We start from the raw sequence: 13,458 nt of genomic DNA on the forward strand, positions 1-13,458 counted from the left end.
GGCAGTTTTCACCCCCTCGGGACTCACGTCCCGGATGGGCGTGTTCCCTTTCCGGAGCATTCCCATGCAATTCGTTTCCCAACAGGCATCACCGCCGTCGCGTATTGCTGCAGCCCACTCTGGCCCTTGCGATCGTGCTCGACACGCCGCCATCGAAATCACCCGCCGGTTCGTGTTGTCCAAGCTTGCCTTGGACCGCAAGCCTGTCGGTGCGGTGGTGTTGCGCAAGAGCTTCCAGGTGTCCGAAGCCGGACGCCTGACTTCGACAAGTGTCCAGACCATGGATGCTGCGCTCAACGCGGTGATGGCCTTCGCTGAAAGTTGCGGCTTGGATGACCTCGCGGCCGAACTTCTCCCGCTCGATCTGTACGGCTGCCTGGGCAGAAGGGCGGTGACGCTGCCTGGTCTCCAACTCGCGCTCTTTAAAGGCTGGTGCGAGTTCCGCTTCGAGTCTGAGCCTGGCAACAAGCTGCTCGCGTTTGTCGAGAAGCATCGCGGCCAGTTCTTGTTGGATCACTACTGATCCATACTTCTTTCCACCCTGTGGGGCCTCGCCCCCATGGGCGAAGCTCCTTCCACGCGGAGCCATCATGATCTTCTCCACTCGTTTTGCCGCCTGTGTCGTTGTCGCGCTGATGCTGGACCTGCTGTCGGTCCCGTATTTCCTGATGGCGACACGGGACGACGCTGTTCTGTTGCAGCAACTGCTGTCGTGCGCCGCCATAGGTGCGCTGCTTTTGGTTGGCTGTCTGCTCAGGGCGCTAGCTACGCTGGATGCCGGCAATAGCCAAATCGGCTAGGCGTAAGGCCGGTCGTTCGCACTCTCACCCACTGGGGAACGCCCCCTGTGGGGCTTCCCCGGACGTTACTACTTGAAAGCGACAATGAACCTTCTCCCCATCCGGATCGAAGTCGGACCCGTCCCTGCCGAAGAGGCGTGCGCTCAGGTCGGCGATCCCGACTATGTGGCACGCTCGCGTAGCGAGACCGCCGTTTATATGCGCCAACTGCAGCGGATCTTCGGCTTTCCGCCGCCAGAGCAGCTGACATTCCAACGGCAGGGCTTTTCTCATGACCTTGGACGGTACTACGAGGTTGTCGCATGCATGAACCGTCGCGGCGAAGGTCGCTTCGACGAATCGAAGCTCCCAACGACCTGGGACCATATTGCCCGCGCGGAACTCACCTGGACTCTGCTGAGCCGGCGATATCGTGAGGAATGCTGGACTGGTATGCGCGCGCCGGATGAGGTGCCGCCCCTGTATCTCGGTGCGGTACCTGACTTCCCCGACCATCCCGTCGCGTACTGGATGGCGCTCGGCTGGACGCCAACGGTGGCAGCGCCGGCGATAGGTCGCCACTAAACCAGAATCCTTTCTTTGACCCGTCCGGGAGTGCCACCCGAACGGGAGCGCTTCCGGCTTCCGGGCGATTCCGCCCGAGCAACCGGAGCACGATCATGTCACAATTTTCCTTTTCCTCGTTCGATGCCGCTTTGCTAGTGCGTGACGCTCACGGGCGCTATGCGCTGGCGACTGCGGAGGAGATTCTGGACGCTGCGCGCCAAGTCATTGACCAGAAGATGCAGCGTGGTGCTTCCTTCTCGTCGCCTGCGGCGGTCAGGGAGTACCTGCGGGCCAAGCTGGCTGGCTTGGAGTGCGAGGTGTTCTCTGTACTGTACCTTGACGCACAGCATCGTCTCATCAATTACGTCGAGATGTTCCGCGGAACGATCGATAGCGCATCGGTGCATCCGCGCGAGGTCGTTAAGGAGGCACTTCGGCTCAACGCAGCGGCGGTGATCCTATCTCACAACCATCCGAGCGGAAGCTCCGAACCGAGCGAAGCCGACCAGGCGCTGACCCTGCGGCTCAAAAGCGCTCTGGCGCTGGTGGATGTCCGCGCGCTGGATCATGTCATCGTGGCCGGCAATGCCACCACGTCCTTTGCCGAACACGGTTTGATTTGAGGATTGGGGCTTCGGCCCCTTTCTGAAGCAGCAGACCGCGGGCGTCACTGGTGCTAACTAAGGCCTGCCGCGACAAGCTGATCGAAGCAAAAGAACAGGCTCAGCGTCTTTGACTTCCTCTCCGGGCTAACCGTCGGAGATTCCTCCAGCGAGCGCCTGAAGTCCCAGGCGGGCAATGTTCCGGGCCGCGTTCGTGTCGCGGTCGTGGACCGACCCGCACGAACAGCACGTCCACTACCTTATTCCAAGGCCGGCCCTACCTTTCGGACTGCTCGCGGATATGACTCCGCAGCACGAGCACGTTTGGGTTGAAAACGCTTCGTTGACCTCTGCGAACACCACACATTGCCTGATGGCCTTGTACTTGAGTTGTGTCCGGAACGCGGTCCATGCGGCGTCGTGTACGGACTTCGCCATACTCGTTTTTGCCAGCGCTTTCGCGTTCACGTTGCCTACGAAGATTCCTGCATGTCTTTTGACCAGCGCCGATGTTTCCTTATGGATGACGTCCTTGCGCTGGCTTGCGATCTTGGCGTGGATTGCCTTCACGCGGCGCTTCTTGTTCGCTCGTTGAGCGATGCCGAGCGCTTGCTCAGACTCGCGATAGAAGCGCTTAAGCGAATGAAAGGGACTTCCCCGTCCCGAGGCTGCGGCGGAAGCCGCGAATCGGCATCAACGTGTCATGATGAAGTTCTCGACCTTCATCAACACCAACAAGAGGGGAAATCCATGCTAATTGTCACCGTCGGAATCGATCTTGCCAAGAACGTGTTTGCCGTCCACGGCGTGGATGAGGCCGGCAAGGCGGTGTTGATCAAACTGCGTTTGCTCGCGACCAGTTCAGCCCGCTGATCGCCCAATTGACGCCGTGCCTGATCGGCATGGAAGCCTGCTCGGGCGCTTGATTGTCGAGAGCGGAGGAAGGTGCATATCGATGGATCTTTGCCGTTGGCTACACACCTGATACTGGCCAGAATTCACCTGGAGGCTGCCGTTAAGGCCACGCAGGGTCACAGGGCGGAAGTGGGTCGGGAAGAGCCGATGCGGCAACCTGATAGCGGAGGTCCCTTCTCGAACGTTTTCGGGCCGCCACATGCCCTATTGCCGGTCGCCCGGCGACAGGACTGATCGATGAAACGCTACATGCTTGCGCAGATCGCCGTCGTGCTGTTCGCGACGGCGGAATCCGCGCTCGGCGCGTGCGTGCCGGACCAGCCTTCGGTATCCGGTGCCGGCCGGCAGCGCGTCCCGTCACGGTTCCCAGGCGCCGAATGGACGCGGGCCGCTCCCCGCGGCAGAAGGGTTCTCGCAGGAGGAGGCCGAGCGGGCCAGTGCTTACGCAAGGCAGGAAGATCGACTGCCGGCATGATTGTCCATGGAGGGCGCGTCGTAGCGGAGTGGGGGGATGTTTTGAGGGACTCCAACCTCCACTCGGCACGCAAGCGCTTCATGAGCGCACTGTTCTCCCGACACGTAATGCCCGTCCGTCGGACGGTAGTCTTGCATGCCGGCGAGATCCGCGATCTCCGTCTTCAGTGCCGCGAAGAGGCTTTTGCCGGTTGCCCTCTCGTAGAGATCGCGCCCGCCGTATTGAAGTCCCAATTGTGGTGATGGCCGTAGCCGACCCGACAACCACCGTACCTCAGCCCGGGGGGCGAACGGCAGTGACGGGTTGCGAAGGTACAACCGGGTAGCGGCGGGCCGAGGTCGCTTCCCGGCCCAGGAAGGGACATTGACAGCGATCAAATCAACGGCCGCTTGCAGGCTGAGGATTCAACCGGTCGTCGGAGAACTCGTTGTCATGCATGGCCGCGCGACTTGCCTCCATAAATACCCATTCCATGGCACCCGAATTAGGTGGTCGTCTTGCCCGACTTTGACGAGGTCGCGTCGTGCGCGATCTGTGAGAGTCGCTTTTCGCCAAACAGTTGAAGCAACGTATTTTCTGCTGAACACAAGGCCTCACTGATGTGCCGATTTACCGCCGCCTCTACCGGGCAATTGCGATTGTCGTCGGCCGGGCCGACCGCGAACAATGCGGTGTGCGCGATGGCCACGTAAACGTCTCTCACCGTAAGAGCATTGAGGTCACATGCGAGTGCCCAACCTCCGCCTGGGCCGCCTGTAGACCTCGCATATCCAGCTTCGCGTAGCGCAGCCATTGTGCGGCGAACAACGACGGGGTTCGTATGCAGCATCTGCGCGATCGTCTCTGAAGTGGTCGCGCCGCCGCGAAGATGCATGTGGATGAGTACGTGCAGAAGTCGAGCCAGCCGGGTATCACGTTGCATAACTTTGAAAACTTGGAAATGAGTAACTTAAGATGTTACGATATGTCGAGATTCTTGTGTACAACTGTCTATTCAAGCAAACATGAGTGCATACCGTCAAACCTATATTGAAACCAACGGCATCCGCCTGCACGTCGCTGAACAGGGCGATGGTCCGTTAGTGTTGCTTTGTCACGGCTTTCCCGAGACCTCGTATGCCTGGCGGCACCAACTGGGGGCACTTGCGCGCGGCGGCTTCCGCGCTGTTGCCCCAGATTTGCGTGGCTACGGATCAAGCGAGTGTCCAGCGGTGATCGGACAGTACACAACCTTGGACGTTGTCGCTGACCTGGTTGCGCTTGTTGATATGCTCGGAGAACGCGACGCAGTCGTCGTGGGGAATGATTGGGGCGCAACCATCGCCTGGCAGGCCGCGATGCTTCGGCCCGACCGCTTTCGTGCGGTCGCTGCGCTCGGTGTGCCAATGATGGGCCGCGCGCCGATGGCGCCGAGTCGGCTTTTTCCGCAGACCGATCACACGTGGTTCTACACACATTACTTTTCCCAACCAGGGTTGGCCGAAACAGAACTTGAGCGTGACGTTGTGGCCACATTGCGCAAGATCTATTTTTCTGCATCGGGCGATGTAGGTGTCCGCGACGCGAATACACCTAATCCTTTTGGACTTCTGCTACGGAGTGGCGGGCTCCTTGACTCTTTGTATGATCCGTCCTCGTTGCCTGCGTGGCTCGCTCCCGCCGACCTGGACAAATTTGTTCAGGCATTCAGCGTTTCTGGCTTTCGCGGCGGATTGAACTACTATCGCAACCTCGACCGCAACTGGGAAGTGCAAGCCGCTTTCGAGGGCCTGTTGGTCGAGGTTCCCGCCCTATACCTTGTTGGCGAGCGAGACACGGGTCTGGCAATTCCAGGCATGCAAGAAATCATTGGCGCCATGCCCCAGATCGTGCCAAACCTGCGCGCCTCTCGAGTGGTTCCGCGAGCAGGGCACTGGCTACAGCAAGAGGCGCCGGATTTCGTTAACTCCGCGTTGATTGAGTTTCTTCGCGAGCTTTGATTCACTCCGGCGTGGTCTGATGGATCAACTACGGTTAGCAGACATTCCGTGCTCAGGAGGGTATGTCGGAGAAGGGGCGAGAAGAGACAACTGGGTAGCGGCGGGCGGAGGTCACCTCCCGGGGCCAGTAGCGGTCACGCAGGCGGCCGACACCCAGTGGCCGACGCTGCCTGCGGATTCAACCGGTCATTGCAACACCCTCCTGCTAGCGCAGCCTTACTTCCGGCATGCCCACCGATACACCTTCTCTTCCGTCGACGGCTCTGTTCGTCGTTGACTGCGAGCGGTCCTGCGCCGACAGCCACATCGTCCAGGTCAGGGCCGATGCTTTCGCGATCACAGTCGATGGCCAAATGCCTTCTTCGCCAATCTTGGGCTGTTCACGAAGTACGAGGCTCATCAATTGGCGCGCCAATCCCGATGTGGAAACAACTGACTGGAGAGCCCGTCGCGGGGAAACCGCACACCGGGTTCGGAGGGAGGGGACGGCGAAAGCCGTTTCCTACTCCTATCCTCTGGCCGGTGAGGGACGTCGGTCTGCCAGTAGTCGATTAGACGAGCAATGACATCAGATGGGGATCGCATGTGAAACGGCATTGACAACAACAACCACGAACCGTGCAGCTTCTGTTTGGGAAAGTCTATGCGACGAAGGCTGAACCCTTGGGGTTGATCCCAGTCGCACGAACATCCCGCCTGATGTGTGTGCTTATTCCGCTTCGGCGCCCGCCAGGAGCACCAGGTCCGCGATTGCCGTTCCCCCGGCGGAGATATGCGTGCGCATCGCCTCCGCCGCGCCATCCGGATTGCCAACGAGCACGGCTTCGACGACATAGCCGTGTTCCCGATATGAGCTCGGCACGCGCGCATCGTTGATCAGGCCCTTCTGTTGCCAGTAGATCGCCAGCCGCCTCCGTAGCTGCACGATCTGCTCGGTCAGGAACGGGTTTGCCGCGGCCTGGTAAAGCACCTCGTGGAACTTGCGGTTGGCCTCGATATAGCTCGCCGTGTCGCGTTGCTCTACATACGGCCCGGCCGCCTTGTGCGCCTGCGCAAGAACCTTCTTGCCCGCTGCTGATATCCGTTGCGTCGCCAGCCGCGCGACCACGCCCTCCATTTCCGCCAGCGTTTCGAACATAGCGACCAGCTCTGCCGCGTTGGGCTTGTACACGAACATGCCGGCGCGCGGCACGATGGTGACGAGTCCCTGCGCGGCGAGCATCAGCAGTGCTTCCCGCACCGGCGTGCGCGAGCTTTCGAATTCGTCAGCCAACGCTTTCTCGTCGATTTGCGCACCCGGGCGCATGGTGCCGGACTGGATGGCAGAAACGACACGTTCTCGGATCTGATCTTGTAGCGATTGCACGGGTATACCCTTATTTGTCACGGTATGAAAATATCTGTAGTCTTTAATAATATATCAAGTTGACACGGAGATATTGCGGCATGGATGATAACGCGCCTCGACTGACTTTGGATGGCCCCATTGCCACAATCGGCCTGCGCCGCCCCGAAGTCGCCAATCGTCTCAGTCCAGGCGACCTGCGAACGCTGCGCGACCACATCGACGCTGTCAATGAGATGGAGCGCGTGCTGGTGCTGCGCTTTGTCAGTTCGGGCAAGTACTTCTGCAGCGGTTATGACATCGGGTCGCTCGCTGGTAAGGCCGACGAAGGCGCGCTGAACTTCGGTGAAGTCATGGACGCAGTCGAGATGGCGCGCCCGGTCACAATCGCCGCCGTCAATGGCGGCGTCTATGGCGGTGCTACCGACCTTTGCTTAGCCTGCGACTTTCGTATCGGCGTACCCGGCTGCGACATGTTCATGCCGGCCGCTCGGCTCGGCCTGCACTTCTATCGCGGTGGCATGGAGCGCTACGTTTCCCGGCTGGGATTGAACGCGGCCAAGCACCTGTTCCTGACGACAGACAAGATCGACGCGCAGGAAATGCTGCGCATCGGCTTCCTGACGGAAATCGTCGATGCGTCGATGCTGCCGTCCCGCGTGGACGAGCTCTCACAGCAACTGACTGGCATGGCGCCGATCGCGCTGCTCGGCATGAAGATCCACCTGAACGCGATTGCCCGTGGCGCGCTGGATGCCGAAGCGCTGCAGCGGGACATTTATCGCTCGGAGACCTCCGCGGATCTTCGGGAAGGCGCGGCGGCGTGGAAAGAGAAGCGCCAGCCGCAGTTCACAGGAAAGTAGCGATACAGCTACCGAGGAGACGACCGTAATGAAGAAGACCGCATTCCGCCTGGCGGCGTTGGCCGCAATCGTACTGGCCCTACCGGCCCATGCAGCCCCAATCGACTACCCGACCAAGCCGATTCGTCTGGTGATCGGCTTCCCTGCGGGGGGCGGGGCCGACAACACCGCCCGTCTGTATGGCGATGCACTGAGCCACGAACTGGGACAGCCGGTGATCGTCGACAACAAACCGGGCGCAGGCACCACCATCGCCGCAGAGTTCGTGTCGAAGGCGCCTGCGGATGGCTATACGCTCTATATCGCCACGGCCAGCTTGATGGGCGGCGACAAGGTGCTGTACAAGAACATCAGGTACCAGCCCTCTGATTTCGTGCCGATTACCCGGCTGGTGGCCGCGCCGATGATCCTGGTCGTCAACAAGGACACAGGTATCAAGAGCGTGGCCGACCTGGTGGCGCAGGCCAAGGCGCACCCGGGGTCGCTCAACTACTCTTCCTCCGGTAATGGCGTGATCACGCATTTGGCGGGTGTGTATTTCACCAAGCTGGCTGGCGTGCAGATGACCCATGTGCCCTTCAAGGGCGGCGCTCCGTCTGCACAGGCGGTGGCTGCCGGCGACGTGCAACTGACCTTCGGCACGGCGCCTTCGGTCAAGCCAATGATCGACACCGGCAAGGCCATCGCCATTGCCGTGACGTCCGGCCAGCGCTCGCCGGCGCATCCGCAATTGCCGACCATCGCCGAAGGCGGCGTCAAGGGCTACGACCTGTCCGCGTGGTACGGGCTGTTCGCACCGGCGAAGACGCCGCCGGAGATCATCGACAAGCTGTACGCTGCCACCGAAAAGGTCATGGCCAATCCGGAACTGAAAAGGAAATTCCTGGCACAGGGTGATGAAGTCTCGGTGTCCGGCTCAGTCGCCGAATTCAAGGAATACGCCGCACGAGAAGGCAAGATGGGCGTCGACCTGGCGGTCTCGAGCGGCGCAAAGATCGACTAAATGAAGCGGAGCACGTCATGACAAAGGAATGTGGCCAATTGCCACTGGCGGGAATCACTGTGGTGGACCTGACGCGGGTGCTTTCGGGCCCATACTGCACGATGATGCTTGCCGACCTCGGAGCACGGGTTATCAAGGTCGAGAACCCGGACGGCGGTGATGACTCGCGCCAGGTTGGCCCGTTTGTCGATGGTGAATCGGCCTACTTCGCGTCGATCAACCGCAACAAGGAATCGATCGCGCTGGACCTCAAGAACCCTGCTGACCGCAAGGTACTGGACCGCATGCTCGCCACCGCCGACGTGCTGGTGGAGAACTTCCGTGCTGGTGTCATGGAAAAGCTGGGCTTCACGTGGGAGGACCTGCATTCCCGCTATCCGCGCCTCGTGTATGCGTCTATCTCCGGCTTCGGCCAGACCGGCCCGTATCGCAGCCGCCCGGCCTATGACATGGTGGTCCAGGCCATGGGCGGGCTGATGAGCGTGACGGGTGAGGTGGGCGGCAATCCGGCGCGCGTCGGGGTTTCGATTGGCGATATCGGGGCAGGACTGTACGCCACGATCGGCATCCAGTCCGCGCTATTCAAACGCGTGCATACCGGTGTGGGCGAGCGCGTCGACATTTCCATGCTGGATTGTCAGGTCGCGCTGCTGGAGAATCCGATCGCGCGCTACTCGGCGACTGGGGGCGTGCCAAAGCCGCTCGGCACCCGCCACCCTTCGATCACGCCGTTCGACATGTTCGCCACCAAAGACGGCTTTATTGTCATCGCGGTTGGCAATGATGCCTTGTTCACCAAGCTCTGCAACGCCCTCGGCCGCGGCGAATGGGCACAGGAGGCAAGGTTCGCTACGGTACCGTCGCGCAACGAACACCATGTCCTGCTCAAGGCCTGCCTGGAGTCGCGCCTGGCTGATGCCACCACATCAGAGTGGGAAACGGTCCTCGAAGCCGCCGGTGTCCCGCATGGACCGATGAACGGCGTTCCGCAACTGGTCAGCAACCCGCACGTCCAAGCGCGCGGGATGATCCTCGAAATCGGCATTGGCGACGGCAGGGCGCTGCAGGTCGCGGGCAACCCTGTCAAGATCGGTGCGGCGACGGTGCTGTCGGGGGTCCGCAATCCGCCGGCGCTGGATCAGGATCGGGAACGGCTGCTGGCGGAGTTCTCCGGCTGACAGCCGCGGCAGTCAGCGTCACACCTCAGTACGGCTGGTCCGCCGGCAGTAGCTCGAAGCACAGCATTTCGGATCATGGAGTCACCGTGAGCGGTCTGCGCTGCCTCAGTTGGCCGTGATGTTGTTTGCCTTCACCACGTCCCGCCCATCTTGTCGTGGGCGCGGGTCAAAGTTCTGAGTTGCACCGGCGCGGTCGGAATTGGTGGTGAAGGGACCCGGTCCGCCGCTACCCCGGTCGTCTCTTCCCGACCCATCTGAGACATCCGATAACTTCGAGGTGAGCGGCAGCTTTTTGCCGGTCTCGAACTGATGCCCGCTGCTCAGCGCAATAACGCGATCGCTTCCTGGGCCGGGCTCAGACTAGGAATGTCTCTGTCAATCGGGACCAAAACGCTGCTCCCAACGCCAGGTTGCTGTCATTGAAGTCGTAGCGCGGGTTGTGCAAGCCGCGCCCGCCATCCGATGGGCCGTTGCCGATACGGACGAGCGCGCCCGGGCATTCCTGCAGCATGTAGGCGAAGTCTTCGCTACCCATCATCTTGGGATAGTTGCGGTCTACGTCCTCCTCGCCAACAAGCTCCATAGCAACTTCGGCCGCCAAAGCAACCGCGTCGGCGGCGTTGTCGACGACCGGGTAGCCCTCCACATAGCGGATTTCTGCTTTCGCGCCATACGATTCGGCAGTCATTTTGACCAGCGTGGTGATGCGATCCCTCAGTAGTGCGCGCACCTCCGGACTGAACGAGCGCACGCTGATGCCGATTTCGGCTTCGCCTGGAATGACGTTCAGTGCGTCCCCCGCACGTAGCCGGCCAACAGTGAGTACTGCCGATTCGTTGGGGGGGACGTTGCGCGAGACTACGGTCTGTATCGCCATGACGATGGCAGCCGCCGCCACAAGCGGATCAACCGCCAGATGAGGGCGCGCGGCGTGGCCGCCCAGGCCCACGACCTTGATAAATACCCGGTCGCCAGCGGCGAGAAACGGTCCCGGACGCATCAAGAACCGGCCTTGGGGTACGCCGGGATGGTTGTGCATGGCAAACACCATGTCGCAAGGAAGGCGCTCAAACAAACCGTCCGCCACCATGGACTTGGCGCCGCTGTCGAACCCGCGCTCTTCCGCTGGTTGAAAAATCAGGTTCAGCGTACCGGAGAAGTTTCGCGTGGCCGCAAGGTGCTTTGCCGCACCAAGGAGCATGGCAGTGTGGCCGTCGTGCCCGCAGGCGTGCATGAGGCCGGGCCGGCTGCTGGCGTATGGAAGCCCGGTGTCTTCCTGGATAGGCAGGGCATCCATGTCGGCACGCAGGCCAAGACGCCTGTCACCCTTTCCCACGCGTAGCTGGCCAACCAGCCCCGTTTTTCCGATGCCACGGGTCACCTGGTATCCCCATTCCTGCAACTTCCCGGCAACCAGATCCGCAGTGTCGTACTCTTCAAATGCCAGTTCTGGATGCCGGTGGATGTGCTGCCGCAGGGCAGCAAGTTCGTCGTGTAGCGGGAGCAGGTCGGGAAGCTTGGTACCAGCCTTGGAATCGATGGCCATCGTCAGTCCAAAGTAATGTGGTTGTCTTTGGCGATGCGCTGGTAGAACTTGATACGCTGCTCCGTTTCCCTGGTATAGGCCTCTGGCGTAATGTCTTCCGGCACGATCATGCCCTTCGCGTTCCAGATGGGGCGGGTCGAAGGTTCCGCGAGAATCTTGCGTACCGCCAGATAGAGTTGCTGCACGATCGCATGCGGTGTCCCGGCCGGGGCGGCAAGGCCGGTCCATGAGGTCTCATTCAGGTCCGGCAGCTTGAGTTCGGCAAAAGTCGGCACATCCGGAAGTTGCGGCACGCGCGCGGGCGCAGCCACGGCCAGCGCTCGCAACTTGCCTTGCAGGATGTGGTCCAGGTTGGAGGACAGATTATTCCAGGTCAGTTGCACCCGTCCGCCGAGCAGGTCGGTCAGCGCCACGCCGGCGCCACGATAGGGAACATGCGTCATCGGGATGCCCGCCTGGCTCTTGAGGAGTTCCATGCTGACGTGTGACACCGAACCCGTCCCGGCACTTGCATAGTTCAGCGCGGTTGGATTGGCCCGCGCGTACTTGACCAGCTCGGCGAAATTGCGAATCGGCAGCGATGCATTGCACAGCAGCACGTTTGACAGTCGGCTGATGAGCGTGATATTCGAGAAGCCCTTCACCGCGTCATAAGGCAGCTTGGGGTTCATCGCGGGATTCACGACATGCGTACTCTGCGAGGTAACAATGAGGGTGTAGCCATCTGGCTGTGCTTTCGATACGTATGTCGAACCAATCGCGCCTGCGGCGCCGGGCCGGTTGTCGATCACGAAAGGATGGCCAAGCGCTCTGCCCAGCCTCTCGGCGATCAGGCGACCGGACACGTCAACCGATCCGCCCGGGGAGAATGGCACCACCAGAGAGATTGGACGGGTAGGATATTTGTCAGCGGCGAAGGCGGGCAGCTCGATGCCGCCCAGGCTGCTGAGAGCGGTTGCTTTGAGAAAGGTGCGACGATTGATGGTCATTGCCGGCGTGCGAGTTAGAGTGTGTCGCAAGGTTAAGGATGGTGTTCAAAACTCGCCGCAGACCGGGCACTCATGACGGGTTTTTCCAGCGACAATAAGTGCATGAAACAAACTGACCTTGGCCTGGACCTGAGCAACCGCCGCACGCGCAAGCGCGTGTTTCTCGATGAGATGGAGCGCGCGGTACCTTGGGATGAGTTTCTGACGCTGATTGCGCCGCACGCCCCGACCAAGGCAACGGGCCGCCGGCCGTTTCCCCTCGCAGCGATGCTGCGTATTCACCTGATGCAGCAATGGTTTGGTCTGAGCGATGTGGCGATGGAAGAAGCGTTGTATGACACGCCGCTGTACCGCGAATTCGCTGGCCTGGGCGGCATGAGCCGCCTGCCTGACCGCGTTAGCATCCTGCGCTTTCGGCATCTGCTCGAACGACACCAGCTTGCCGAGCAGTTTCTCAACACGGTCAACGAGCAACTCAATGCCAAAGGCTTCCTGCTCAGGGAAGGCACGGTGGTCGATGCCACGTTGATTGCCGCGCCGAGTTCCACGAAGAACAAGGAAGGCGAGCGTGACCCTGAGATGCACCAAGTCAAGAAGGGGAACCAATGGCATTTCGGCATGAAGGCGCATATTGGTGTGGATGCGGAATCGGGGCTGGTGCACACCGTCGTGGGCACAGCAGCCAATGTCAACGATGTCACGCAAGCTCATGCCTTGCTGCATGGCGAGGAGAGCGATGTGTTCGGTGATGCTGGTTACCAAGGTATTCAAAAGCGTAGCGATACCCAAGACATCGCGGTCAACTGGCACGTCGCAATGCGCCCAGGCAAGCGGCGCGCTTTGGATAAGAGCACACCGAGGGGCAAGCTGCGAGACGACATTGAGCGCGTCAAAGCCCGCATCCGCGCCAAGGTGGAGCACCCGTTTCGCATCATCAAGCGCCAGTTCGGCCACATGAAGGTGCGCTACCGTGGCTTGATGAAGAACACGCAGCAACTGCAGACGCTGTTTGCCTTGAGCAATCTGTGGATGATGCGCCATCGACTGCAGCCGGGCGCCAAAGGATGAGTGCGCCTTCGCCGACGCGAAACGCGGGCGACAACGCCGGTGATGATGCCGAAGCCGGTGCCGAATTCTGGCCGAAGCGCTCATCAAATTCATCTTGTCACGCTCACACTGTCAGCACGAACCTGCTGACGTCGTTTTGAACACCATCC

14 protein-coding genes and 2 pseudogenes are annotated in these 13,458 nt (G+C 60.8%); 10 read left to right on the forward strand and 6 right to left on the reverse strand.

The window, feature by feature from the left end:
- The first annotated feature begins 64 nt into the window (after nucleotides 1-64).
- From A9975_RS10100 to radC, 4 genes are all read left to right on the forward strand, one after another.
- Nucleotides 65-523, forward strand: a complete 459-nt coding sequence (locus A9975_RS10100) for a hypothetical protein (RefSeq protein ID WP_183032572.1) — start codon at nucleotides 65-67, stop codon at nucleotides 521-523.
- A gap of 67 nt (nucleotides 524-590) precedes the next feature.
- The gene (locus A9975_RS10105; protein WP_183032573.1) at nucleotides 591-800 is read left to right on the forward strand and encodes a hypothetical protein; all 210 of its coding nucleotides are present in this window, start codon (nucleotides 591-593) and stop codon (nucleotides 798-800) included.
- 84 nt (nucleotides 801-884) lie between these two features.
- Nucleotides 885-1,364 carry a hypothetical protein gene (locus tag A9975_RS10110; RefSeq protein WP_183032574.1) on the forward strand — a complete coding sequence of 160 codons (480 nt, stop codon included), beginning with the start codon at nucleotides 885-887 and terminating at the stop codon, nucleotides 1,362-1,364.
- Between the two features lie 95 nt (nucleotides 1,365-1,459).
- On the forward strand, nucleotides 1,460-1,969 hold the full coding sequence (radC, locus tag A9975_RS10115; protein ID WP_183032575.1) for a DNA repair protein RadC: 510 nt from the start codon (nucleotides 1,460-1,462) through the stop codon (nucleotides 1,967-1,969).
- 126 nt (nucleotides 1,970-2,095) lie between these two features.
- Here the strand turns inward: radC and A9975_RS38540 are convergent.
- Nucleotides 2,096-2,518: pseudogene (locus A9975_RS38540) on the reverse strand (RNA-guided endonuclease InsQ/TnpB family protein).
- A gap of 180 nt (nucleotides 2,519-2,698) precedes the next feature.
- Here A9975_RS38540 and A9975_RS10125 point away from each other — a divergent pair.
- Nucleotides 2,699-2,871 (forward strand): annotated as a pseudogene (locus A9975_RS10125) (IS110 family transposase); the annotation flags it as partial.
- 951 nt (nucleotides 2,872-3,822) lie between these two features.
- On the opposite strand, the gene A9975_RS10130 reads toward A9975_RS10125, so the two are convergent.
- On the reverse strand, nucleotides 3,823-4,260 hold the full coding sequence (locus tag A9975_RS10130; RefSeq protein ID WP_183032576.1) for an Rrf2 family transcriptional regulator: 438 nt from the start codon (nucleotides 4,258-4,260) through the stop codon (nucleotides 3,823-3,825).
- An 82-nt stretch (nucleotides 4,261-4,342) separates the two neighbouring features.
- Between A9975_RS10130 and A9975_RS10135 the strand changes: the two genes are divergently transcribed.
- Nucleotides 4,343-5,317 carry an alpha/beta fold hydrolase gene (locus A9975_RS10135; RefSeq protein WP_183032577.1) on the forward strand — a complete coding sequence of 325 codons (975 nt, stop codon included), beginning with the start codon at nucleotides 4,343-4,345 and terminating at the stop codon, nucleotides 5,315-5,317.
- A 205-nt stretch (nucleotides 5,318-5,522) separates the two neighbouring features.
- Here the strand turns inward: A9975_RS10135 and A9975_RS10140 are convergent, their stop codons facing one another.
- Together A9975_RS10140 and A9975_RS10145 are read right to left on the reverse strand one after the other, a co-directional pair.
- Complete coding sequence (locus A9975_RS10140; protein ID WP_183032578.1) at nucleotides 5,523-5,717, reverse strand: hypothetical protein; 195 nt, start codon at nucleotides 5,715-5,717, stop codon at nucleotides 5,523-5,525.
- A 309-nt stretch (nucleotides 5,718-6,026) separates the two neighbouring features.
- Nucleotides 6,027-6,683, reverse strand: a complete 657-nt coding sequence (locus A9975_RS10145; protein ID WP_183032579.1) for a GntR family transcriptional regulator — start codon at nucleotides 6,681-6,683, stop codon at nucleotides 6,027-6,029.
- A gap of 80 nt (nucleotides 6,684-6,763) precedes the next feature.
- On the opposite strand from A9975_RS10145, the gene A9975_RS10150 reads away from it, so the two are divergent.
- Genes A9975_RS10150 through A9975_RS10160 form a run of 3 tightly spaced genes read left to right on the forward strand, consistent with a single transcriptional unit; the run spans nucleotide 6,764 to nucleotide 9,706 of the window.
- Complete coding sequence (locus tag A9975_RS10150; protein WP_183032580.1) at nucleotides 6,764-7,525, forward strand: enoyl-CoA hydratase/isomerase family protein; 762 nt, start codon at nucleotides 6,764-6,766, stop codon at nucleotides 7,523-7,525.
- 28 nt (nucleotides 7,526-7,553) lie between these two features.
- Nucleotides 7,554-8,528, forward strand: a complete 975-nt coding sequence (locus A9975_RS10155; protein WP_183032581.1) for a tripartite tricarboxylate transporter substrate binding protein — start codon at nucleotides 7,554-7,556, stop codon at nucleotides 8,526-8,528.
- A gap of 17 nt (nucleotides 8,529-8,545) precedes the next feature.
- Nucleotides 8,546-9,706 (forward strand): CaiB/BaiF CoA-transferase family protein, encoded by a 1,161-nt coding sequence (locus A9975_RS10160; protein WP_183032582.1) that lies wholly within the window; start codon nucleotides 8,546-8,548, stop codon nucleotides 9,704-9,706.
- Between the two features lie 355 nt (nucleotides 9,707-10,061).
- Here A9975_RS10160 and A9975_RS10165 read toward each other — a convergent pair whose 3' ends face one another.
- Both A9975_RS10165 and A9975_RS10170 read right to left on the reverse strand, forming a co-directional pair.
- A complete protein-coding gene (locus tag A9975_RS10165) occupies nucleotides 10,062-11,252 on the reverse strand; it encodes a M20 aminoacylase family protein (protein ID WP_183032583.1) in 1,191 nt (396 codons plus the stop codon).
- Between the two features lie 2 nt (nucleotides 11,253-11,254).
- On the reverse strand, nucleotides 11,255-12,241 hold the full coding sequence (locus A9975_RS10170) for a tripartite tricarboxylate transporter substrate binding protein (protein ID WP_183032584.1): 987 nt from the start codon (nucleotides 12,239-12,241) through the stop codon (nucleotides 11,255-11,257).
- Between the two features lie 102 nt (nucleotides 12,242-12,343).
- Between A9975_RS10170 and A9975_RS10175 the strand changes: the two genes are divergently transcribed.
- Nucleotides 12,344-13,309: an IS5 family transposase gene (locus A9975_RS10175; RefSeq protein ID WP_174427207.1), complete on the forward strand. Its 966-nt coding sequence runs from the start codon at nucleotides 12,344-12,346 to the stop codon at nucleotides 13,307-13,309.
- Nucleotides 13,310-13,458 lie beyond the last annotated feature (149 nt).

The organism is Cupriavidus sp. UME77 (assembly GCF_014170355.1).
Lineage (GTDB): Bacteria > Pseudomonadota > Gammaproteobacteria > Burkholderiales > Burkholderiaceae > Cupriavidus > Cupriavidus basilensis.

What these genes read in the sequence shown, in the direction of transcription:
- A9975_RS10100 (WP_183032572.1), top strand. Translation starts at nt 65, where the DNA reads ATGCAATTCGTTTCCCAACAGGCATCACCGCCGTCGCGTATTGCTGCA.
- A9975_RS10105 (WP_183032573.1), top strand. Translation starts at nt 591, where the DNA reads ATGATCTTCTCCACTCGTTTTGCCGCCTGTGTCGTTGTCGCGCTGATG.
- A9975_RS10110 (WP_183032574.1), top strand. Translation starts at nt 885, where the DNA reads ATGAACCTTCTCCCCATCCGGATCGAAGTCGGACCCGTCCCTGCCGAA.
- radC (WP_183032575.1), top strand. Translation starts at nt 1,460, where the DNA reads ATGTCACAATTTTCCTTTTCCTCGTTCGATGCCGCTTTGCTAGTGCGT.
- A9975_RS10130 (WP_183032576.1), bottom strand. Translation starts at nt 4,260, where the DNA reads ATGCAACGTGATACCCGGCTGGCTCGACTTCTGCACGTACTCATCCAC.
- A9975_RS10135 (WP_183032577.1), top strand. Translation starts at nt 4,343, where the DNA reads ATGAGTGCATACCGTCAAACCTATATTGAAACCAACGGCATCCGCCTG.
- A9975_RS10140 (WP_183032578.1), bottom strand. Translation starts at nt 5,717, where the DNA reads ATGAGCCTCGTACTTCGTGAACAGCCCAAGATTGGCGAAGAAGGCATT.
- A9975_RS10150 (WP_183032580.1), top strand. Translation starts at nt 6,764, where the DNA reads ATGGATGATAACGCGCCTCGACTGACTTTGGATGGCCCCATTGCCACA.
- A9975_RS10155 (WP_183032581.1), top strand. Translation starts at nt 7,554, where the DNA reads ATGAAGAAGACCGCATTCCGCCTGGCGGCGTTGGCCGCAATCGTACTG.
- A9975_RS10160 (WP_183032582.1), top strand. Translation starts at nt 8,546, where the DNA reads ATGACAAAGGAATGTGGCCAATTGCCACTGGCGGGAATCACTGTGGTG.
- A9975_RS10165 (WP_183032583.1), bottom strand. Translation starts at nt 11,252, where the DNA reads ATGGCCATCGATTCCAAGGCTGGTACCAAGCTTCCCGACCTGCTCCCG.
- A9975_RS10170 (WP_183032584.1), bottom strand. Translation starts at nt 12,241, where the DNA reads ATGACCATCAATCGTCGCACCTTTCTCAAAGCAACCGCTCTCAGCAGC.
- A9975_RS10175 (WP_174427207.1), top strand. Translation starts at nt 12,344, where the DNA reads ATGAAACAAACTGACCTTGGCCTGGACCTGAGCAACCGCCGCACGCGC.